Source organism: Ochrobactrum teleogrylli (genome assembly GCF_037482325.1).
Taxonomy (GTDB): domain Bacteria; phylum Pseudomonadota; class Alphaproteobacteria; order Rhizobiales; family Rhizobiaceae; genus Brucella; species Brucella teleogrylli.
Genome location: NZ_JBBHKQ010000001.1, coordinates 2,349,212 through 2,369,326, shown reverse-complemented (window position 1 = coordinate 2,369,326; position 20,115 = coordinate 2,349,212). Strand labels below are relative to the sequence as shown.

Below are 20,115 nucleotides of genomic sequence, written 5' to 3'. Positions count from 1 at the left end.
AAGGAAAATCCCTATAACAACAAAGTGTTAGTATGTCGGCCCCATTCAGTTGGGTCGGCACACTGGACAATATTGCCCGACGTATTAAAATCCTTCGAAATTTACACTTTCAGAAGAACGGGCCATGCGTCGTTTCATTTCTGCGGCGGGGGCCGCGCTTGTTTTCGCTTGCAGCACGGCAGGCGCTGTCGAGGTTTCACCGCAGGATGCGGCCCAACCGGAAAAGGTTCGGATCGTGGAGCCGCAGCTGCACATCGCACGCGGCGGCAGTGCAACGCCGCAAGTGGCGCTGACGCTTGATGCCTGCATGGGCAAGACGGACCATCGCATTCTCGATACGCTGGTCAAGGAGCGCATTCCCGCGACGATCTTTGTGACCGGGCGCTGGTTGAAACAAAACGCGGAAGCCTTTGCGGTGATGAAAGCCAATCCCGACCTGTTCGCGATTGAGGATCACGGCGCTATGCATGTTCCGGCCATTACCAATGTGCCGACGATGTATGGCATCAAGACCGCCGGATCGCTGGATGCCGTGCGCTCGGAAATCGAAGGCGGATCGACGTCGATTGTCGGGGCTGGTGCGCCAAAGCCGCAATATTATCGCGATGCGACAGCCCGCTATTCGACCGATGCCGTGGCGCTCGCCACAAGCCTTGGCTACAAGATCGGCGGTTATTCGCTGAATGGCGATCAGGGCGCATCGTTGCTGGCGCCGACTGTGGCGCGGCGCATATCGGCGGCCCGCGATGGCGATGTCATCATCTCGCATATCAATCAGCCGACACGGTCGGCGGGCGAGGGCGTTGCCAAAGGCATAATGGCTCTGAAGGCCAAGGGCATGAAATTCGTACTGCTGCGCGATGTTGAAACGTCGATGACGCTGAACCCGGTGCCTGCGCACAATCTTCAGGCAGGTGTTCCAGGCGTCAAAAAATCCACCCCGCCGAAATGATCAAGCGCCGTTGGTCTGCTCCTTCGGCGACAGGCTTTTCATGACGGCGGCATAGTTGCGGCCAAGGCTTTCGAAAAGCGCATTCTCGCCCTTCGGCGGTTCGACCGACAGGGTTGTGCCGTCATTGCGCAGCGTGACGAAAATCACCTGATCCTGCGGCTGCCCGGCAATGGCGATCGCGCCGATGCGCTGGGCTTCGCTGGTGTCGAGCGCCGGCATGTTGAACAGAACTTCGCCACCCACACGTTCTGCGGCCTTGGCAAGCGCTGCATCAAACCCCTCGATCAGCACGTCAATGGCCCCGAGCGCAAATTCCAGCTCGACGGCTTCGAGCGTCATCGTACTTGTTTCAAGACCCGTCTGGGCGCTTTCTTCGGCGCTGCCCGACCGGGTGGTGGTGCCAATCCCGTTGGCACTGTTTTCAGGCGCGTGGTTCATTCCGTCCTCTCCGACGAATCCGAAAAAAGCCCCCTAATAATCGATCATGCCCTTCATTAGTAGTTGCTGCAATGCTCTTTTGATTGATTTACCTCGCTTTTTTCTGTTAGGCGGCAATAGTGAGCCAAAAATAGCCTGCACTTCATGCGTTTTTAGTGTGCCATGATCGCGCAATACGTGTGCTTTCCAGGCAGTAAAGATGATTATGCAAAACTGTACAGCTGCATGTTTTGCCGGGTTCAAATCTCTCTGCTATTCATAAGCGTGGCTGAATGTTGTGGCCGTTTTGGGATTCTGCCGAAAAGTGCGTTGTATTTTTCGGGATGTGCTTCTGGGAACCTGGATGAGAAAACTTCGCTATCAGCGGCGACAGTCGCGTTCTGCGGTCTGGGCCTTGCGGTTCGGGGTCTTCGCTGCCGTATTGCTGGCGCTGGCTTTCGTGTTGCACCGCTTCTGGAAGCTTGAAACGCCTGATTTCGTCCTTGCCGCCGGGTTAAGCGGCGCTCTGGCCCTGCTGGCGCTGATCTGCGCAGCCAAGGGTTTTCGCAATCTCTGGGTCAATGGCGACAAGGGCGGGGCGCGATCCTTCACGGCCTGCGTGTTTGCCTGCATCGTGCTGGCGCCGCTCGGTTTGCTGGGCATTCTCTGGATCAGCTCGCCAGCGCTCTACGATATTTCGACCGATTTCGAGACGCCGCCGCAATTTCCCACCGACATGCCCGCCCGCCTGCAATGGATGAACCCGCTGACACCGGCGGTCAGCGGCGATGCGCTGACGCAGCTCACCGCCTATCCCGATGTACTGGGCCGCCGCTATGAGGCAGCGCCCGACCGCGTGGCGCAGGGTGTGCAGACCGTGTTGAAGAGTTTCGGCTGGCAGGTAATCGTCAACGATGCGCCGTTGCCGGAGGAAAGCGCCACCCGCTTTGTCGCGACGGCGCATAGTTTCATTCTCGGTCTCAAGAGCGATATCGTCATCCGGCTGCTGGATGAAGGTGAAACCACCTATGTCGATATCCGTTCGCTCTCGCGCTATGGAAAACGCGATCTGGGGCAGAATGCGGCCTTCATCACCGAATTTCTTGGAAGCCTGGAAGGCGAAGTGAACAAGGCACCTGCGGACGTCGAATAGCGTTGTTTATGCAGGCTGGTAGATGCTTTCGAGCGATGGGTCGCCTTCGGTCACGATTTCCCCGCGCCCGACCAGATCTTCCAGATGCGCCAGCACCGACAGAGCTGCTGCGCCATGGAGGCGCGGATCGGTATCGCGATAGATCGCCTTCACCATATCGCCGATGGTGCGGTCGCCTTGCATGATGCGCTGAAAAACCGCGCGCTCGCGCATTTTGCGATGGGCCCGCAATCCGCGCACAAAGGCGGCGGGCTTGGTCACCGCACCGCCATGGCCGGGCAGATAGACATGATCGTCACGTGCCAGAAGCTTTTCGAGCGAGGCCATATAGTCGCTCATTGAGCCATCCGGCGGGGCGACGATGGAGGTAGCCCAGGCCATCACATGATCGGCCGAAAACAGGATATCCGTGCCTTTCAGCTCGAATGCCATGTGGTTTGCGGCATGGCCCGGTGTGTGAAGGCCTTGAAGCGCCCAGCCATCGCCTTCAACGGTTCCGCCATCGGCAAGCACGATATCGGGCGCAAAATCCGTGTCGGCACTGGCTTCTAGCACGTTCACTTCGCCCGCATGATAGGGGCGGGCGGGCCGGTGCGGGCCTTCGGCAACCGTTTTTGCACCCAGCTCGTTTTTGAGGCGCTCGGCTAGCGGCGAGTGATCACGGTGCGTGTGGCTGACGAAAATATGGCTGACGGGGCGTCCTGCAATGGCAGCAAGCAGAGCCTGATAGTGGGCCTCATCGACGGGACCCGGATCGATGATTGCCAGCGTGTCCCGGCCAACGATATAGCTGTTGGTGCCATGAAAGGTGAAGGCGCTCGGATTGTTCACCGTCACGCGGACAATCCCTTTACTTAGCTCAACCGGCTTCCCATATTCAGGAGAGAAACTGCTGTCGAAAACGAGCGCCATGGAAGTCATTTCCAATTTATTTATGGTGTTATTGTCGAAACGGCATAGGCCTTATATAGTGGGATTTCAAACGGTAACTGCCTGATACGTCAAGAATGGACCTGAGACGGTTATGCGTTCGGAATTCGGAAATCGTATTCATCACGGTCAGGAGTTGGATATGCCGCACAGAGCAAAGTCACGCGTCGCTACCGCATCGCTCGCCGCCGAATCTCGTCAAACAAGACAGCTCGCCCGAATATTCTCCTTCCTTTCCCTTGGCCTGATCGGCGCGGCGCTCGTTGCGATTGCCGCTGGGGTGAAGGTTGATTTCATCTATATGATCATGGCGGTGCAGGCGGTGGCGCTCTTGGGCATTTCAGCGCTCTACGGCTTTTCAAAGAAAAAGTGAAACGCGCTCCCGCGCGAATATGCAGGGCTTATTTCACCGTGGTTGCGAGAGGCCGGATCATGTCCGGCCTTTATCATATCTGATTGAAACTGCTTCGCGATTGACAAGCGGCGCGGGACAACGCTTTGTCATACTCCAGTACTGTTTTTCGGGAGGCAAAGTTGAAGGTTGAGACGCTCGCGGTAGAGCCGCTGACCAAGCAAGCATTCGCGCCGTTCGGCGATGTCATCGAGGTTGAAGGGGCAGAGCGGCGTCTCATCAACAATGGTTCGACCGAGCGTTTTCATGATCTGGCGCGCGTCGAGGCAGAAGGCACGCAAGCGCGTGTACTCATCAATATTTTCCGCGGCCAGTCTTTTGAAGCGCCCATCGATATCGTCATGATGGAGCGTCATCCCTTCGGTTCGCAGGCCTTCATACCGCTGGAGCGGCGTCCGTTTCTGGTCGTTGTCGCTGAAGATGCCGACGGCAAGCCCGCACGGCCGCGTGTTTTCCTTGCCAAGGGCGATCAGGGCGTCAACTATCTCAAGAATGTCTGGCATCATCCGCTTCTGGCGCTTGAGCAGAAATCGGATTTTCTCATTGTCGACCGCGCTGGCAAGGAGGACAATCTGGAAGAATATTTCTTCCCAGATGTCGTTTTCTGCATCCAGTCGGCCAAACCAATCTGAATATTATTCGAGGGAAACATGGGCAGACTTTCCACACACGTTCTCGACACAGCGCATGGCAGCCCGGCTGCGGCAATGCGCATCGAGCTCTATCGCATCAGCAAGGGCACACCGGAACTGATCAAGCGCGTTGTCACCAATCTGGACGGGCGCACTGATGCACCGCTGCTGACCGGCGACGGCATGCAGATTGGCGTTTACGAGCTGCAATTCCATGTGGCCGAGTATTTTGCAGGGCGCGGGGCCGATCAGGCCAATCCGCCTTTCCTCGATCTCATTCCGATCCGGTTCGCCGTGGCGGATGTGGACGGACATTATCACGTGCCGCTGCTTGTCAGCCCTTGGTCCTATTCCACCTATCGCGGCAGCTGATCCGCACTTATCCCCGTGTCGTTCGCCTGGACTAAGCTCTTCGTACCACCAAACACGAGGAGCCGAACATGGATGAAACGCCCAATCTGAAACTTCCCTATATTCTGCCCAGTCAGGCGCAGAAGCATGTCACGCATAATGAAGCATTGCGGCTGCTGGATGCGGTGGTGAATTTAAGTGTGAAATCGCGCAGCCTCACCGCCCCACCGGCAGCACCTTCCGCTGGCGCGCGCTATATCGTTGCACTGCCCGCCACAGGTGCTTGGTCTGGCAAGAAGGGCATGGTCGCTTCGTTCATCGATGATGGCTGGCTGTTCATTCAACCGGCGATCGGCTGGCAAGCCTATGTCGAATCGGAAGCGCAGCTTCTGGTTTTCGATGGAACGGACTGGAACCCTACCGGCAGTGGCGTGCCGGACGAACTGTCCGTATCGATGCTGGGCATTCAGGCGACGGCGGATGCGGTCAATCGTTTCGCTCTTTCGGCGGCGGCAAGCCTGTTCAACAATGCAGGCGCGGGGCATCAGATCAAGGTCAACAAGCAGGCCGCGACCGACACGGCGAGCCTTCTGTTCCAGACCAGCTGGACCGGCTATGCCGAAATGGGCCTGAACGGCAGCAGCGATTTCAGCATCAAGGTGAGTGACGATCTGGGTACGTGGCGTCAGGTAATGCGTGTGGATCGCGCGACGGGCAATACCGCAATCGGAAGCAATACACCGGTGACGCGTCTTGATGTCGATGGACCGATCCGGCCTGCATCCTATTCGAAACTCACAATGCCTATCGCCGCGAATCACGGCGCGGGCGCCTTGTTCTACGTTACGGATGCATCGGCGGGCGCGCAGCTTGCCTATTCCGATGGCAGCGCATGGCGCAGCATCAGAACCGGCATCTTGATATCCTGAGTGGTATCTGTCTGGAAAATCGAAATTTTTCCAGACAGGTCGCCTTTTCCGACGCTTTTATGCCGCACCGGCGTATTAATCGCCTGAAACGTGTTCGTTAATCTTATGCAGGCTCAATTCATATGGTTCGTCTGGCGGACTCATGCTAACGGTTGCAGAATAATTCTAGGGGCTTCAACCGTCGGGTAAAAAGAGAGTTTTTTGCTGCCGACAGGAGCGGTATTTGTTTCGCTCTGTCTTGAGAGCAGGATAATGCGCGTATGAGTTTGAGATATTCTTGGCAAAGGCTAGCGCTTTTGCCACGACTGACCAAGCAGATTATTCTGATGCTGAGCGATTGCGTTCTGCTGTTGCTCAGCGCGTATCTGGCGTTTGTCATTCGTCTGGGCTTTGTTTTCACACCCAGCAAGGCGCAACTTTTTCTGATTATCATCGCTCCGATGCTGACCGTGCCGGTTTTCATCCGGTTCGGACTTTATCGTGCGATCATCCGCTATCTGGCGGAACGCGCCATCTGGCCGATCTTTCAGGCCACTGCGGTCGCGGCTCTATTCTGGGTCGCGCTGGTCTTTCTGATGGAGCTTTACGGCAATGCCGGTCTGCCGCGCTCGGTTCCGCTTCTTTATTGGCTGTTGAGCACGGTGCTGATCACGGCAAGCCGTTTCGGCGCGAAATGGTTGCTGCGCAATGCCGAAACCGGCCGGACTTATACCAGCTCGGCGCTGATCGTTGGCGTCGGAGAGCCTGCGCGCCAGCTGGCGACGGCGCTGCGCAGCCATAGCGATACGATGGTCGTTGGCTTTGTCGATCCGGCTGGGCAGCTCAAGGGCATGGATATTATCGGTCTGCGCGTTTATGGGGCAGAAGAAATGCCCGCCCTTATTGAAAATTACGGCGTCAAACAGGTGCTCGTATCCGAACCGGGGCTCGATCAGAAACAGCGTCAGGACTTTGCCCGTCTGCTTGGCCGGCTTCCGGTCAATACGCGGATTCTGCCGCCGATAGCCGATCTGAGCGCGGGCAAATATCTCGTTTCCGCGCTGCGCAATATCGAGATCGACGATCTTCTTGGTCGCTCGCCGGTGCCGCCTGATGCGGAACTGCTGCGTGAAGTGGTCGAAGGTCGCCGCATCATGGTGACGGGCGCAGGCGGCTCTATCGGCAGCCAGCTTTGCCGGACCATCGTGCAGTGGAATCCCGGATGTCTGGTGCTGTTTGAATCGAGCGAGTTCGCGCTTTATCAGATCGAGCGCCAGTTGCGACAAATTGCGTCCTGCCAGATCGTACCGGTGCTGGGGTCCGTGCGCGACCGCGCTTATGTCGAGCAGGCGCTGCGCGATAACAACATCGACACGGTTTATCACTGTGCTGCCTATAAACATGTGCCCCTAGTGGAAAAGAACCCACTGATCGGCATCTGCAACAACGTATTTGGCACACTGGACGTGGCCACAGCGGCGTTGGCTACCGATGTTGAACGCATGGTACTGATTTCGTCGGACAAGGCGGTTCGGCCAACGAATGTCATGGGCGCGACAAAGCGCTGGGCCGAACTGGTCGTCTATTATTACGGCTTGCTGGCCGCACAAGCGGGCAAGGAAAAAGCCTTTTATTCGGTCCGTTTCGGCAATGTGCTTGGGTCGAATGGCTCGGTTGTGCCGCTTTTCCGTGAGCAGATCGCCAATGGCGGGCCGATCACCCTGACCCATGAGGACATGACGCGCTATTTCATGTCGATCAAGGAAGCGGCGGAACTGATCGTGCAGTCAGGCGCGATTGCCGAATCCGGCGATACGGTGCTGCTGGAAATGGGCGAGCCAGTGAAAATCCGCGATCTGGCCGAGAACATGATCCTGCTGGCCGGTCTGACGATGCGCAATGCGGAAAACCCGAATGGCGACATCGGCATTGAAGTGACGGGCATTCGCGAAGGCGAAAAGATGTATGAAGAACTCTTCTACGATCCATCGCAGGCGCAGACCACCCGGCATCCGAAGATCATGCGCGCGCCGAAAGGAAACAAGGCGGCCGTTAATGTGCCGGAAAGCCTTCAGCGCCTTCAGGAGGCGATGGAAAGCGGCGATTTGGAAGCAGTGCGCAAGGTTCTCTTCAGCGTTATAGCTTCCTGAAACGTCCGCGAAAATCCAGCAGCAGCATCAGCGTGGCGACCACTGCGACGAGCAGGAAAGCCACGCGCGTAATCAGATGGTCAAGTGCCAGCAGCGCTATCGCGCACGCAATCAGGATCAGGTTGAGCAGCGCGACATGGCCGACGACCTTCAAGACACTCCAGCCGGCGCGCTTGGCGACCTGATAGGCATGTTTCGAATGGGCTTTCAGGATGTTCTCGCCTTGGGCGAGACGCATGATGATGGTCGAGCCAGCGTCCAGAACGTAGTAAAGCGGCAAAATCAAAGCCACGACGATATGGGTCTCGCGCGCCAGCACAAGCAGGGCTGTGCCGGTTAGAAGACCTAGCGGCAAGCTTCCCGAATCACCAAGAAAGATGCGGGCAGGGGGGCGGTTGAAGAACGCGAAACCCAGCAGCGCCCCGGCGATCACAGCACCAAGACCGCCACTTTCCATGCCTGCGAGACTGAGTGCGGCGAGCAGTGCGACGCCTGCCGAGGGCAGCCCCAATCCCGCAACGGTCATGAGGTCGAGACCGTCCATGAAGTTCGTGACATTGATGGCGACCAGCAGCGCAAGCACGATCAATGCTGCTTCCAGCCAGTGTGGTAACAAATCAGGCAAAAGCCGGAAATCAGGCCCCAGACCATAAAGAACGATACAGGCAGCCAAGAGCTGCGATCCGAGGCGAATGATCTCGGAAAGTTCATAACGGTCGTCCAGCCCCCCGACGATCCACAGCAGCCCCGATGCGCCGGTCAGACAGAGCAACAACCGATTGACGATCTCCAGATCTGCCCCGAAAATCAGCAAAGTTGCGAGCACGGCAGGAATAAGCGCCAGTCCGCCAATCTGCCTTGCTGCCACACTATGGTTGGAACGCGCATTCATCCGCGCGGCCAGAAAAGTTGGCGGCAGTAGGCGGGAAAGGACTACGAGCCCCAGGCTGCACAGAACAGCACTGAATAAAAACGAGATTGCCAAAAAAAGCATAAGGATACCGACGGCAAATAAGACTGATAACAGGGATTATCAGCTTTGCGGGTCGACGCAAATCCCTGCGTTCGTTGCTGGCGAAGAAGTAGGCTGTTGGATCGGTTATGGCGCATGAACTGGTAGTTTATACACCAGCGTAGATTTCGCGATAAGGCGATTGCGCTTGCCAAATGAAGCGGCTATAAGGCCGCGCAACCGATTGCTTCGGTTTGATTTGTTGGGGCGTAGCCAAGCGGTAAGGCACCGGTTTTTGGTACCGGCATTCCCTGGTTCGAATCCAGGCGCCCCAGCCAATAAATCAGAGTTATTTTTGACAATTTAAGCTCCGAGCGTTGTCCAAATCAATGACGGTTGCCGCCCCTTGTGCATAGGCGCGACTTATTGAAGCCTTATTCTCCACTCATTCGGTGTTCGGAATGGTTGACTCTCTAAAAACTATTCCTCTAGTACGCACATCATGTGCGTTATATTTTTCATAGTTGTCAGGACTAATCTTGGAAATTTTGCGGTTGATGCAGGGCTATCATGAGCGTTGACTCTTTCGAGCAGCACATCAGTGTGGACACGGTTTCTATTCGCCCGAAAGCGGGAATTTCCGCCGCATTGAGCGATATTGTTGATGCTTTTTCTAAGTATCGGTTGGCTTTGATATTTGGCTGGCAAGATGTCGCACAGCGTTATCGCCGATCACGGGTGGGCGCTTTTTGGCTTACCTTGAATATGGCTGTTTTCATCGGCGCACTCGGAATCATTTTCGGTACGCTGTTTCAGTCAGAAATGCGGGTATTTCTGCCTTATCTATGCGCTGGTGTTATTATGTGGGGGTTCATTTCCACATCCCTATCTGAGGGTTGCACCACTTTCAGCGCTTCTGATGGTATCATCCTTCAGGTGAGGCTGCCGCTTTTCACGCATATCATGCGGACGCTTTGGCGCAATGTCATTATCTTTGGCCACAACATTGTCATCTTTCCAGTTGTTGCCCTAATTCTAGGGCGCGGATTTAACGCTTATGTGTTTTTGAGCATCCCCGGTTTCCTGCTGGTGTGTCTCAATCTTGCATGGGTAATGCTGATACTGGCTATCATCTGCGCGCGTTTTCGCGACATGACGCAGGTAATAACAAATATTCTGCAGGTCATGTTCTATGCCACTCCTATCATGTGGATGGTCAAAACCTTACCCGGCCACGTATCGCATGCCTTTATTGACTGGAATCCATTTTATCATTTGATCCAACTGGTGCGTGCGCCTTTGTTCGGCGAAGCGCCTGCAACATTGAGTTGGCTTGTCGCTGGAGGCCTTGCCGTTATTGGCTGGGGGGGTGCATTAGTATTCTTCGGCAAGTACCGCTGGCGCGTGGCTTATTGGTTGTAAATTCATGACTTTCATCAAACTTCAAAATGCGAGTGTGGAATTTCCTATCTACAACTCGTCCAACCGTTCCTTAAAGAACCGTGTCCTGAGTGTTGCTACCGGCGGAAAAATCGAGCGCCGGACTGATCGAACCGTTATTATTCGCGGTCTGGACGATGTCACGATGACGTTGAATGACGGGGACCGGGTGGGTTTGATCGGCCACAATGGCTCCGGAAAGACAACTTTACTGCGTGTGCTTTCCGGGATTTACACTCCGACGCAGGGTACTGCGCTGATCAACGGCCATACGATTTCGCTCATTAATATCAATCTGGGTATCGATCCAGATGCAACGGGGCGTGAGAATATTCGATTGCGTTGCGCGATGATGGGCATGCACCCAGACGAAATCGCCGCAAAAATTGATGACATTTCAGAATTTTCTGGGCTTGGCGAATTCCTCGAAGTTCCTTTCAGAACCTATTCGACCGGTATGCAATTGCGTCTGGCTTTCGCAGCGTCAACATCAATCAATCCAGAAATTCTGATAATGGATGAATGGCTGTCAACTGGAGATGAAGATTTTAAAGTGCGCGCTAATCAGCGTATGCGCAACCTCGTGGACTCGACTAAAATTCTGGTACTCGCCAGTCATTCGCGTGAGTTGCTCGAGAAGAACTGTAATCGAGTGATCTGGTTGGAGCACGGTCGCGTTAAGATGGACGGTAGTACGTCTGATGTTTTGAATACTTATTTCGGCTGATTGAAGAGCAAGGCCCCTTTCAATGACGTTGCTTAAGCCAAGCGATTCAAAATAATAAGTTTCCCAGGATGAAGTGATCCGCTTCCTTGCGTTGCGTTTTGTCGTCGATATTCTACCGTAGTATGAATGTCAGACGATGAAGGTGGTTGTCACGGTCGGTCATTCTATAGTATCTGCCTGACCTTGATGAGTGGCCTAGGGCGCACCTGCGTCTGGCGAGATTTTGGATTCGATATGGTTTATGCACCGGTCCAGCAGCAGGCAGATAACAGCGAGAATAGTAAAGATGCGCGTCTGCCGATCGTTGTTGACCTCGATCAGACGCTAATCCTTTCTGATACGCTCTATGAAACGGCGGCGATGCTGTTTTTCAAGCGGCCACTGAGCTTTGTAAAATGCATACCTCAGCTTGCGAAAGGTCGGCACTCGCTCAAGGCGGCCATCGCTTCGAAGGTGAATCTGTCGGATGCAGTGTTCCCGATCCGTGAGGATTTGGTTGAGTGGCTGCATGAAAAGGCAAAAGAAGGTCACGAGCTTCACTTGTGTTCGGCTGCGGATCAATCCGTGGTGAACAATGTTGCGGAACATCTTGGAATTTTCAGCTCTGCCATTGGATCAGCGCATGCCAACTTGAAGGGGCCGGCCAAGGCTGAGTATCTGAAAAAGCAATTCCCTGATGGGTTTATTTATGTCGGCGATCACGCAGCTGATCTGAATGTCTGGAAGGAATCGAGCGGTATTGTCCTAGCTGGAACGAAACCAGCCGTGACAGCGCGCGCGCTTGCGCTGGAAAAGCCGGTCATTGCAAGTTTTGATAATCCTAAGCTCAATCCCAAGGCGTTTCTGAAGGCCATCCGTGTTCATCACTGGTCGAAGAACGTCCTGATGTTCGTGCCTCTCATTCTCGCACACGAATGGACCAATATCGGATTATGGCTACATGCCGTTGTCGCCTTCGCGTGTCTGCTGGCTGTTACTTCGGCAACTTATTTGCTGAACGATATTGCTGATGTTCATGCGGATCGCCATCACTGGACAAAACGCAATCGCGCAATTGCGAGTGGAAAGCTGGCGATCAGGTCGGCATTCATACTGGCTGTAGGATTGCTGATTGGCGGCTTTGCGGTTGCCTTTACGATAACGCCTCGTTTTGGGTTGGCACTGCTTGCCTATCTGGTGATCACCGGCGCATATTCGCTTGGGCTCAAGCGGGTTCCATTGCTGGATATGCTGATTATCGGTGTTCTGTTTACCCTTCGCTTGGTCATGGGGGTAGCTTTGCTCGCGGACCCCCATCCGGAGTGGCTACTAACTTTCGCGGTTTTCTTTTTCTTTTCGCTTGCATCCGCAAAAAGACATACGGAAATCGTACGCGCGTCGCTTATGGGTGAGACGAGCTTGAAAAGCCGGGGTTATGAGGTCGAAGATGCGCCTCTTACGCTGGCTATGGGACTCGGCACCGCTATTGCTTCACTTGTCGTGATGATGATTTTCATTTTGCAGGAGCTGCTGCCGAGCAACAGCTACTCGCACCCGCAACCATTGGCGCTCATCCCTCTGGTCCTTTCCATCTGGCTCGGACGCATATGGCTTCTTTCGCATCGCGGAAAAATGAATGACGATCCGGTGAGCTTCGCCATTCGCGACCAGACGAGTATCGGTCTTGGTGTCGTGGTTGCACTTCTCTTCGTTGTTTCGCTATGAGCAGTTTCGTTCCCCGCAGTGATATTCGTTCCTGGGGCGGCACCATATTGCGTGAGCATTCGGTCGCTTCGCCGGCCTGGCGTGACCAACTGCCTGGTCTGATCGCGAGCGCGCACGATTCAAACAGCAGTTTGCTGGCTTGTGGATTGCGCCGTTCCTACGGCGATAGTGGCCTGAATCCGGATGGCAAGTTGATCGATGTCTCCGGGCTGGACCGGGTGATTGTGTTCGATCCCGAGACGCGTCTGTTGCGGGCCGAAGCTGGCGTTTCCTTCGATACCATTTTGAATATCATTGTCAGGCAAGGCTTCTTCCTGCCCGTTACGCCCGGCACACGTTTCGTGACGCTTGGTGGCGCTGTGGCAAATGATGTCCACGGCAAAAACCATCACACGCACGGGACGATTGGCTGCTGGGTACGCCGGTTGGGGTTGCTTCGTTCCGATGGCACCGAGATCGAACTGGCATCCAATGACAATACGGGTCTGTTTGCCGCCACCATCGGCGGGCTGGGGCTGACGGGCATTATCACGTGGGTGGAACTGGAAGTCATTCCCGTCGACAGTGCTCTGATGGATGCCGAGAATATTCCATTTGGCAATCTGGACGAATTCTTCTCGCTCTCGGCTGAAAGCGAGGAGGGGTACGATTATACGGTGTCGTGGATCGATTGCCTGTCGAAGGGCGCCACCCTTGGGCGAGGAATTTTTACCCGCGGCAATCATGCACCTACCGGGTCGCGACTTTTGGATCGTGGTAATACGCGATTTACAATGCCGGTCAATCTGCCCCGATTTGCGATGAACCGCTATTCTATACGGGCTTTCAATGCTCTTTATTTCTGGAATGGCAAGCGAAAGAGCGGCAAGGCTACAATCCCCGCGCACCCGTTCTTTTACCCACTCGACGCTATCGGTAGCTGGAACCGGATGTACGGGCGCGCAGGCATGTATCAGTATCAATCTGTGGTCCCCCCGGCCAATCAACTGGAGGCAACGCGCGAGATGTTGAATGCGATATCGTCGAGCGGTCAAGGGTCGTTTCTGGCGGTGCTGAAGACGTTTGGGCGCAAGCCATCGCCCGGATTGCTGTCCTTTCCGCACGAAGGCACCACGCTTGCACTGGATTTTCCGAACAGGGGCGATAAAACGCTCCGGCTCATGGAAAAACTTGATGCGATTGTGCTAGAGGCTGGCGGAAGGCTTTATCCGGCCAAGGATGGACGCATGTCGGCAAAGATGTTTCAGAGCGGGTATCCCGAATGGGAAACCTTCGCAAAACATGTCGATCAGGGGTTCAGCTCTCATTTTTGGGCGCGCGTCGCGAGTTAGCATTCTCGCCAACGCGTTTAGAGATTTCGCGTTCGGTAATGCGTTCGTTGGATGAATTGAGCGGTTCTGAAATCCATTTGGAAAGAACCGATTTGAAAAGGGGAAGGTCTTGCGCCTTATCGTTCTTGGAGCTACGTCGGCTATTGCGATTGCAACGGCACGCCTTCACGCAAAGGATGGCGCAGTTATCCTTCTTGTGGGCAGGGATCAGGTTCGGCTTGATCAGATTGCCGCCGATCTGAAAATCCGTGGCGCCGAGCGGGTTGAAACCGCGATCACGGATCTCGCTGGTCCGCAGGATGCGCAAGCCCAGTTCGATGGTTTTGTAGAGCAGATCGGTGGTGTCGACCAGATATTGCTCGCTTACGGCATCCTCGGTGAACAGGGCAAGGCGGAACGCGATCTGGTCGCGGCAGAAGAGATTTTGCGCGTCAATTTCACTTCGGCTGCTGCCTGGACTCTTGCCGCAGCAGATGTGTTCGAGCGACAGGGCCGGGGCACATTGGTGGTAATCGGCTCCGTTGCAGGAGATCGCGGCCGGCGGGCAAACTATATTTACGGTGCGGCCAAGGCCGGGTTGGCCGGATTGGTCGAAGGCATTGCGCATCGCTTTGCCGATAAGGGGCCGCGCGCGGTGCTCATCAAGCCCGGTCCGACCGTTACCCCCATGACCGAAGGTATGGACCGGAAAGGTCTGCTCTGGGCAAAGCCGGAACAAATCGCTCTCATTGCCTATAATCGGTCCAAACGCGGTGGGCCCATTGCGTATGCGCCGGGCTTCTGGCGGTTGATTATGCTGGTCATTCGCAATCTGCCGAGCGCAATTTTCAATCGTATGGATATCTGATGCAAAAGATTGTTATTACCGGCGCTGCCGGGCTTGTTGGTCAGAATTTGATCGCACGTCTGAAATCCGTACCCGGGTTGAAAATAGTTGGTATCGACAAGCATCCAACCAATACGGATTTGCTGCGCCGCCTTCATCCTGAAGTCGAAGTGATTGAGGCAGATCTGGCGCAGGAAGGTGCCTGGCAGGACGCGTTTGCAGGTGCGGATGCAGTTGTTCTCAATCAGGCGCAGATCGGCGGTCTGGTTGAGAAAGAATTTGTCGATAACAATGTTACAGCGACCGAACGGATCGTCGATGCCATGTGGCGGCACAAGACACCTTATTTCGTGCATATCTCCTCGTCAGTCGTTAACTCGCAGGCCGATGATTTCTACACGCGGTCTAAAACCACCCAGGAACATTTCATCGATACGGTTACAGACATTCCGCATGTCATTCTGCGGCCAACGCTTATGTTCGGCTGGTTTGATCGCAAGCATCTTGGCTGGCTACGCCGGTTCATGGATCGGACGGCGGTGTTTCCCATTCCGGGAAACGGTGCGTTTATTCGCCAGCCGCTTTACGTCGGTGACTTCGCGGCCATCATTATTTCGGCGTTGAATACACGGAAGACCGGTACTTTCGATATTTCGGGCCTGGAGCAGATTAATTACGGCGATCTGATCAAGTTGATTCACAATACGGTCAAGCCGAAGGCTCGGATTGTCCATATCCCTTATACGCTTTTCTGGTGGTTGCTATTCGTCTACGGAAAGTTCAGCAAAAACCCGCCTTTCACCACCAGCCAGTTGGAGGCGCTGGTCATACCGGAAACTTTTCCGGTGATCGATTGGCCGAAGGAATTTGCGATTACAGCCACGCCTTTGAAGCAAGCTGTTGAGGAAACTTACCTCGACAAGACTTATAATACGATTGTTCTCGATTTCTGAGGTAGCGAAATGAGCCGGATTGTTATCATCGGTGCTGGAGCGATGGGGCTTGCGGCTGCGCACCGCGCGGTTCAGCTAGGGCATGAGGTGGATCTCATCGAAAGTGACAGCGTGCCGGGCGGCATGGCTGCCCATTTTGACTTTGGCGGGCTGTCGATTGAGCGCTTCTATCATTTCGTCTGTAAGTCGGACGATCCGACGTTCAGCCTGTTGCGCGAACTTGGTATCGGCGACAAGATGAAATGGCGCCCAACCACTATGGGCTATTACATCAAGGACCGTATCCATCCGTGGGGCGATCCGATTTCGTTGCTGAAGTTCCCTTATCTCAGCCTCGTCTCGAAGTTTCGCACCGGCTTGCAGATGTTCCTGACCACGAAGGCCAGGAACTTCAAATCCATCGAACACAAAACAGCGCGTCAGTGGCTGGAGCAGGGTTCCGGCAAGGAAGTCTACAATACGCTGTGGAAGCGTTTGATGGAGCTCAAATTCTATGAGCTTGCCGACGAGATGTCGGCTTCGTGGATTGCGACACGCGTGCGTCGTGTCGGCAATTCGCGACGTTCGATTTTCCAGGAAGAGCTGGGTTATATTGATGGCGGCACGCAAACGCTCGTTGACGCGCTTGTCGACGCTTACGTGAAAAAAGGCGGGCGCTTGCATCTTTCGACGCCTGCCGAGCTTGTGGAAACCAAAGACGGTAAGGTCACCGGCGTGGTCGCAGGCGGGCGTGTCTTCCCTGCCGACGCGGTCATTTCGACTGTCCCAACGCCATTTATCTCATCGCTTGTTCCTGATTTGCCGACAGCATCGAAAGAACAATATGATGCCATCCGCAACATTGGCGTCGTATGCTTGCTCTTCAAACTGAAGAAAAGTGTCAGCAAGAACTTCTGGCTCAACATCATTGATGAGAAGATCGAAATTCCGGGACTGATCGAGTTCTCAAACCTGCGCCCTGTTGATGATCACATCATCTACGTTCCCTATTACATGCCGACAACGCAGCCGAAATGGCAGTGGAGCGACGAGCAGTTCATTGAGGAAGCGTTCTCCTATATTCGCAAGATCAATCCCAATATCAGCCGCGATGATCTGATTGATGCGAGCGTTGGGCGTTTGCGTTATGCCCAGCCCGTCTGTGAGCCGAACTTTCTCGACAAGCTGCCGCCGATCCAGACGCCAATCGGTGGGCTGCAAATTGCGGACACGTGTTATTACTATCCAGAAGACCGCGGTATCGCTGAAAGTGTTCGATACGGGCGTATGATGGCTGAAACTGTCAGCAAATGATCGCTGTTGCCAAGTCTCTTCTCGAACGCCCCTTTGTTCGTTTCGCGTTGTCGGGTGGCATCGCAGCGGCGGTCAATATCGGCTCGCGTGTATTGCTGTCGGAAGTGATCAACTTCTCGACAGCAATCGTCATTGCCTATCTGCTTGGAATGACGACGGCTTATATTCTGATGAAGCTGTTCGTGTTTGACGCATCCGGCCGGAGCGTAGGGCAAGAATATCTCCGGTTTGGACTGGTCAACGCTGTTGCGCTCGTCCAAGTATGGGCTGTCAGCATGGTGTTGGCAAAATACGCGTTTCCGGCGCTGGGCTATAGCTATTATGCAGAAACGACCGCGCATGTGATCGGTGTTCTCAGCCCGATCGCGACAAGTTATTTCATGCATAAGTATTTCACTTTTGCGAGTTAGGGGCGCGCGATGGGTTCAACTTACACTCGTTTTATTTTGTTCTTTATACTCACGTCGATCATAATTATCGTTAAGTTTCAGCCTTTATATTTTCACCCCGTTCTGCCGGGGTTGGATGCGTCGTGGCAATCGGCTCTGGCTTATGGAGCAGAGAAAAGGCTTCTTTTTGGTAAGGATATTGTTTTTACCGGCGGCCCTCTGTCGGGTTTATATAATCGACAGTTTGAAGTGAGTAATTCATATATATTGGCTGCCGCATCGTTATTGGTAGCTTTTTATATTAGCTTGTGTTTCTCGATTTTCCTAACGCGTGTAAGTAGTATTCTTTTTGGTCTTGCAGTTCTCCTAATTCTAAGCTTATCTTTTTTTATGACGTCGGACGTAATGCTGATGATTGTGCCGCTTCTAGCGGCGTTGTATGGCATCTGGGGCGAAGAAAACAGCAAGAGATTAGTAGGCGGTTCCGGAGCATTTCTGTCTGGAATTATCGTATTAGCAAAGTTCTCTGTATTCCCAATCGCTATACTTTCTATGCTTGCTTTGGATGTTTTGGATCTATTACGCAGAAGAATACCTTTGCATCTGGTTGTTTTTGCCGGTGGTTTGATTCTGGCATTTGTGCTGGCTGGCCAGCCTCTGGAACAGTTGCCGAGTTTCATCAAAAGCAGTCTGGAGGTGTCTAGCGGATATTCGTCGGCAATGAGCTTGCCAATCCAACTACCGGACCCTTTTGTCTGGCTAGCAGTCGCAACTCTGTTTGTGGGAACCCTTCTTTACGAAAGTTCTCGTCACTGGCATACCGAGAGCCGTTACAAACTTGTCGCGCAAGTTCTTGTCATATCGGGCTATTTGTTTGTAGCGTTCAAGGCGGGGTTTGTCCGTCATGATCTCCATATGCTGATCGCTTGGACTGCTTTGATCATAGTAATACTGGCTGTCATTGCAGCCCAGCCTCGGAAACAAAGCAGCCGTTGGCTTTTGGCTGGCCTTGCATTTGCCTGTCTAATTCCAGGGCAGTTGGCCTTATACAAAGTTTACCGAATTCTTCCTTTCACTGCCGTTGTCCAGTTGCCTGACACGTTAAGGCGAGAAGCGTCGGAACTATCAAGCTTTGCTCTGTCACCGTCGAACTGGAAGAAGAGGCTGGTTGAGCAAAATGTGGCTTCTTTGGCTTCAATCAAGGAGCAGCGGCCGTTACCACACCTGTCCGGTTCGGTAGATACGATTCTGAACGATCAATCTTCGATCATCGCCAACGGGCTTGACTATCGACCGCGCCCAACACTGCAAGAATATACAACCTATTCGCCATCTTTGATCGCTCGGAATCGTTCTTTTTTTGAGAGCGATCAAGCGCCAGACTTTTTATTCATGGCGCCGGGATCTATTGACCGGCGGCATCCCGCCTCGGTCGAAGGGGCTTTGTGGCCATTATTCTTCTCAAAGTATCAACCTTATCTTATTGAGGCGGACTATCTTGTCTTACAAAAACGCGCTCTTGCGCTGGACAACATAGAAACGAATGGCGGGCCAATTCACGCACGCCTGAATGAAGAAGTGCGCCTCCCGGATATGGCTGGACCGGTCATGGCCTCGATAAGGATAAAGCCAACGATCATTGGAAAACTGCTGAATGTTTTCTATCGTCCGCCGTTGACGGAGCTCGTGGTTTCGTACCATGACGGGTCGGTAGAAACCTATCGCGTCATTCCAGGAATGATGAGTGAAGGCTTGATGGTATCGCCATTGGTGAAGTCGCCGTCAGATTACTTATTGGTATCTACAGGGCATTTAGAAGCTGGCGCGTTACAGAAGGCCAAGAGTGTAATGGTCCGTGCGGGCTTTGGTGGAGTACTCGCATACCGCTCAGATATTGATATCCGGTTTTCGATTCTGGATAATAAAGCTCTCCGTGATGGCTATAAAGGCAAGCTTGCTGATTTTTATTTCGAACAACAGAAGAATCTGAGCCTACTCCTAGAGAACAATCCAATACACGACCCAACAGTCATAAAGGTACCAGAGGGATTGCTGGCCCATGCTCCGACGATTTTGAATCTACCTGTGAGCGGTGCACGCAATCTCGATATACGCTTCGGTATACGGGAAGGCGCGTGGCGGGACGGAGGCAAAACGAACGGTGTTTGTTTCAGTGCGCAAGCCGCGTCTTCAAAGTTCTTCGAGCGCTGCCTCAGGCCTGTGGAAAACGAAGCCGACCGCCTAGAGCAGCATGCGAGGGTCGAATTGCCGACCGGTACCGAAGAAATTTCCTTGGAAACATCTTGCATCGACGACTGCGCATGGGATTGGAGCTATTGGGCAATGGCGGTGCCGGGACCCTAGTGTTTTTTCGCTGGTGAGCAGATTGATAGGTCAGCCGCAGCGCCGAGTACGGGAATGTCTCCGTTTGGGTAGATCGATGCGATCGCTTTGGTGCAGATTTGGAGTCTTGGTGTAATGTGGGTCAGATATGCATTTGCAGGGTAAAGCATATCTTGCGCGCAAAAAAGGCAGTGCGTGTGAGTAGGAGTATAAGCCCCAAAGGGGGCGATACTTTTACGATTTCTAAATAAG

General features: G+C 54.0%; 19 protein-coding genes and 1 tRNA gene. 17 read left to right on the top strand and 3 right to left on the bottom strand.

Going from position 1 to position 20,115, the window contains the following annotated elements; genetic code table 11:
* Window positions 1-124 precede the first annotated feature (124 nt).
* Window positions 125-952, top strand: a complete 828-nt coding sequence (locus WIX40_RS11135; protein WP_339439911.1) for a polysaccharide deacetylase family protein — start codon at window positions 125-127, stop codon at window positions 950-952.
* On the opposite strand, the gene WIX40_RS11130 is transcribed toward WIX40_RS11135, so the two are convergent.
* On the bottom strand, window positions 953-1,291 hold the full coding sequence (locus WIX40_RS11130; RefSeq protein ID WP_036592710.1) for a hypothetical protein: 339 nt from the start codon (window positions 1,289-1,291) through the stop codon (window positions 953-955).
* A 442-nt stretch (window positions 1,292-1,733) separates the two neighbouring features.
* Between WIX40_RS11130 and WIX40_RS11125 the strand changes: the two genes are divergently transcribed.
* Window positions 1,734-2,522, top strand: coding sequence for a DUF1499 domain-containing protein (locus WIX40_RS11125; RefSeq protein ID WP_339439910.1), 789 nt, complete (start codon window positions 1,734-1,736; stop codon window positions 2,520-2,522).
* Between the two features lie 6 nt (window positions 2,523-2,528).
* Here the strand turns inward: WIX40_RS11125 and WIX40_RS11120 are convergent, their stop codons facing one another.
* A complete protein-coding gene (locus WIX40_RS11120; RefSeq protein WP_339439908.1) occupies window positions 2,529-3,434 on the bottom strand; it encodes an MBL fold metallo-hydrolase in 906 nt (301 codons plus the stop codon).
* 112 nt (window positions 3,435-3,546) lie between these two features.
* Here WIX40_RS11120 and WIX40_RS11115 point away from each other — a divergent pair, with 112 nt between their 5' ends.
* From WIX40_RS11115 to WIX40_RS11095, 5 genes are all read left to right on the top strand, one after another.
* Window positions 3,547-3,825, top strand: a complete 279-nt coding sequence (locus tag WIX40_RS11115; protein WP_121539526.1) for a hypothetical protein — start codon at window positions 3,547-3,549, stop codon at window positions 3,823-3,825.
* A 161-nt stretch (window positions 3,826-3,986) separates the two neighbouring features.
* On the top strand, window positions 3,987-4,496 hold the full coding sequence (locus tag WIX40_RS11110; protein ID WP_283736070.1) for an ureidoglycolate lyase: 510 nt from the start codon (window positions 3,987-3,989) through the stop codon (window positions 4,494-4,496).
* An 18-nt stretch (window positions 4,497-4,514) separates the two neighbouring features.
* The gene (uraH, locus tag WIX40_RS11105) at window positions 4,515-4,868 is read left to right on the top strand and encodes a hydroxyisourate hydrolase (protein ID WP_339439907.1); all 354 of its coding nucleotides are present in this window, start codon (window positions 4,515-4,517) and stop codon (window positions 4,866-4,868) included.
* A gap of 68 nt (window positions 4,869-4,936) precedes the next feature.
* Window positions 4,937-5,776 carry a DUF2793 domain-containing protein gene (locus tag WIX40_RS11100; protein WP_339439906.1) on the top strand — a complete coding sequence of 280 codons (840 nt, stop codon included), beginning with the start codon at window positions 4,937-4,939 and terminating at the stop codon, window positions 5,774-5,776.
* A gap of 260 nt (window positions 5,777-6,036) precedes the next feature.
* Window positions 6,037-7,905 (top strand): polysaccharide biosynthesis protein, encoded by a 1,869-nt coding sequence (locus tag WIX40_RS11095; RefSeq protein WP_339439905.1) that lies wholly within the window; start codon window positions 6,037-6,039, stop codon window positions 7,903-7,905.
* Here WIX40_RS11095 and WIX40_RS11090 read toward each other — a convergent pair.
* Complete coding sequence (locus tag WIX40_RS11090; protein WP_339439904.1) at window positions 7,892-8,899, bottom strand: MraY family glycosyltransferase; 1,008 nt, start codon at window positions 8,897-8,899, stop codon at window positions 7,892-7,894. The genes WIX40_RS11095 and WIX40_RS11090 overlap by 14 nt on opposite strands.
* Before the next feature lie 221 nt (window positions 8,900-9,120).
* On the opposite strand from WIX40_RS11090, the gene WIX40_RS11085 reads away from it, so the two are divergent.
* From WIX40_RS11085 to WIX40_RS11040, 10 genes are all read left to right on the top strand, one after another.
* A tRNA-Gln gene (locus WIX40_RS11085) sits at window positions 9,121-9,195 on the top strand.
* A 232-nt stretch (window positions 9,196-9,427) separates the two neighbouring features.
* Window positions 9,428-10,279 (top strand): ABC transporter permease, encoded by an 852-nt coding sequence (locus tag WIX40_RS11080; protein ID WP_339439903.1) that lies wholly within the window; start codon window positions 9,428-9,430, stop codon window positions 10,277-10,279.
* Between the two features lie 4 nt (window positions 10,280-10,283).
* Window positions 10,284-11,024, top strand: coding sequence for an ABC transporter ATP-binding protein (locus WIX40_RS11075; RefSeq protein ID WP_339439902.1), 741 nt, complete (start codon window positions 10,284-10,286; stop codon window positions 11,022-11,024).
* Between the two features lie 234 nt (window positions 11,025-11,258).
* Window positions 11,259-12,728: a UbiA family prenyltransferase gene (locus WIX40_RS11070; RefSeq protein ID WP_339439901.1), complete on the top strand. Its 1,470-nt coding sequence runs from the start codon at window positions 11,259-11,261 to the stop codon at window positions 12,726-12,728.
* Complete coding sequence (locus tag WIX40_RS11065; protein WP_339439900.1) at window positions 12,725-14,059, top strand: FAD-binding oxidoreductase; 1,335 nt, start codon at window positions 12,725-12,727, stop codon at window positions 14,057-14,059. The genes WIX40_RS11070 and WIX40_RS11065 overlap by 4 nt, the downstream gene beginning before the upstream one ends.
* A gap of 109 nt (window positions 14,060-14,168) precedes the next feature.
* Window positions 14,169-14,906, top strand: a complete 738-nt coding sequence (locus WIX40_RS11060; protein WP_339439899.1) for an SDR family NAD(P)-dependent oxidoreductase — start codon at window positions 14,169-14,171, stop codon at window positions 14,904-14,906.
* Window positions 14,906-15,838: an NAD-dependent epimerase/dehydratase family protein gene (locus WIX40_RS11055; protein WP_339439898.1), complete on the top strand. Its 933-nt coding sequence runs from the start codon at window positions 14,906-14,908 to the stop codon at window positions 15,836-15,838. Before WIX40_RS11060 ends, WIX40_RS11055 begins: the two co-directional genes overlap by 1 nt.
* Before the next feature lie 9 nt (window positions 15,839-15,847).
* The gene (locus WIX40_RS11050) at window positions 15,848-17,131 is read left to right on the top strand and encodes an NAD(P)/FAD-dependent oxidoreductase (RefSeq protein ID WP_339439897.1); all 1,284 of its coding nucleotides are present in this window, start codon (window positions 15,848-15,850) and stop codon (window positions 17,129-17,131) included.
* Window positions 17,128-17,541, top strand: coding sequence for a GtrA family protein (locus WIX40_RS11045; protein ID WP_339439896.1), 414 nt, complete (start codon window positions 17,128-17,130; stop codon window positions 17,539-17,541). The genes WIX40_RS11050 and WIX40_RS11045 overlap by 4 nt, the downstream gene beginning before the upstream one ends.
* A gap of 9 nt (window positions 17,542-17,550) precedes the next feature.
* Window positions 17,551-19,884 (top strand): hypothetical protein, encoded by a 2,334-nt coding sequence (locus tag WIX40_RS11040; protein ID WP_339439895.1) that lies wholly within the window; start codon window positions 17,551-17,553, stop codon window positions 19,882-19,884.
* The last annotated feature ends 231 nt before the right edge of the window (window positions 19,885-20,115 follow it).

Excerpts from the sequence above, each read along its gene's own strand:
- WIX40_RS11135 (WP_339439911.1), top strand. The coding sequence starts at position 125 with ATGCGTCGTTTCATTTCTGCGGCGGGGGCCGCGCTTGTTTTCGCTTGC.
- WIX40_RS11130 (WP_036592710.1), bottom strand. The coding sequence starts at position 1,291 with ATGACGCTCGAAGCCGTCGAGCTGGAATTTGCGCTCGGGGCCATTGAC.
- WIX40_RS11125 (WP_339439910.1), top strand. The coding sequence starts at position 1,734 with ATGAGAAAACTTCGCTATCAGCGGCGACAGTCGCGTTCTGCGGTCTGG.
- WIX40_RS11120 (WP_339439908.1), bottom strand. The coding sequence starts at position 3,434 with ATGGCGCTCGTTTTCGACAGCAGTTTCTCTCCTGAATATGGGAAGCCG.
- WIX40_RS11115 (WP_121539526.1), top strand. The coding sequence starts at position 3,547 with ATGCGTTCGGAATTCGGAAATCGTATTCATCACGGTCAGGAGTTGGAT.
- uraH (WP_339439907.1), top strand. The coding sequence starts at position 4,515 with ATGGGCAGACTTTCCACACACGTTCTCGACACAGCGCATGGCAGCCCG.
- WIX40_RS11100 (WP_339439906.1), top strand. The coding sequence starts at position 4,937 with ATGGATGAAACGCCCAATCTGAAACTTCCCTATATTCTGCCCAGTCAG.
- WIX40_RS11095 (WP_339439905.1), top strand. The coding sequence starts at position 6,037 with ATGAGTTTGAGATATTCTTGGCAAAGGCTAGCGCTTTTGCCACGACTG.
- WIX40_RS11090 (WP_339439904.1), bottom strand. The coding sequence starts at position 8,899 with ATGCTTTTTTTGGCAATCTCGTTTTTATTCAGTGCTGTTCTGTGCAGC.
- WIX40_RS11080 (WP_339439903.1), top strand. The coding sequence starts at position 9,428 with ATGAGCGTTGACTCTTTCGAGCAGCACATCAGTGTGGACACGGTTTCT.
- WIX40_RS11075 (WP_339439902.1), top strand. The coding sequence starts at position 10,284 with ATGACTTTCATCAAACTTCAAAATGCGAGTGTGGAATTTCCTATCTAC.
- WIX40_RS11070 (WP_339439901.1), top strand. The coding sequence starts at position 11,259 with ATGGTTTATGCACCGGTCCAGCAGCAGGCAGATAACAGCGAGAATAGT.
- WIX40_RS11065 (WP_339439900.1), top strand. The coding sequence starts at position 12,725 with ATGAGCAGTTTCGTTCCCCGCAGTGATATTCGTTCCTGGGGCGGCACC.
- WIX40_RS11055 (WP_339439898.1), top strand. The coding sequence starts at position 14,906 with ATGCAAAAGATTGTTATTACCGGCGCTGCCGGGCTTGTTGGTCAGAAT.
- WIX40_RS11050 (WP_339439897.1), top strand. The coding sequence starts at position 15,848 with ATGAGCCGGATTGTTATCATCGGTGCTGGAGCGATGGGGCTTGCGGCT.
- WIX40_RS11045 (WP_339439896.1), top strand. The coding sequence starts at position 17,128 with ATGATCGCTGTTGCCAAGTCTCTTCTCGAACGCCCCTTTGTTCGTTTC.
- WIX40_RS11040 (WP_339439895.1), top strand. The coding sequence starts at position 17,551 with ATGGGTTCAACTTACACTCGTTTTATTTTGTTCTTTATACTCACGTCG.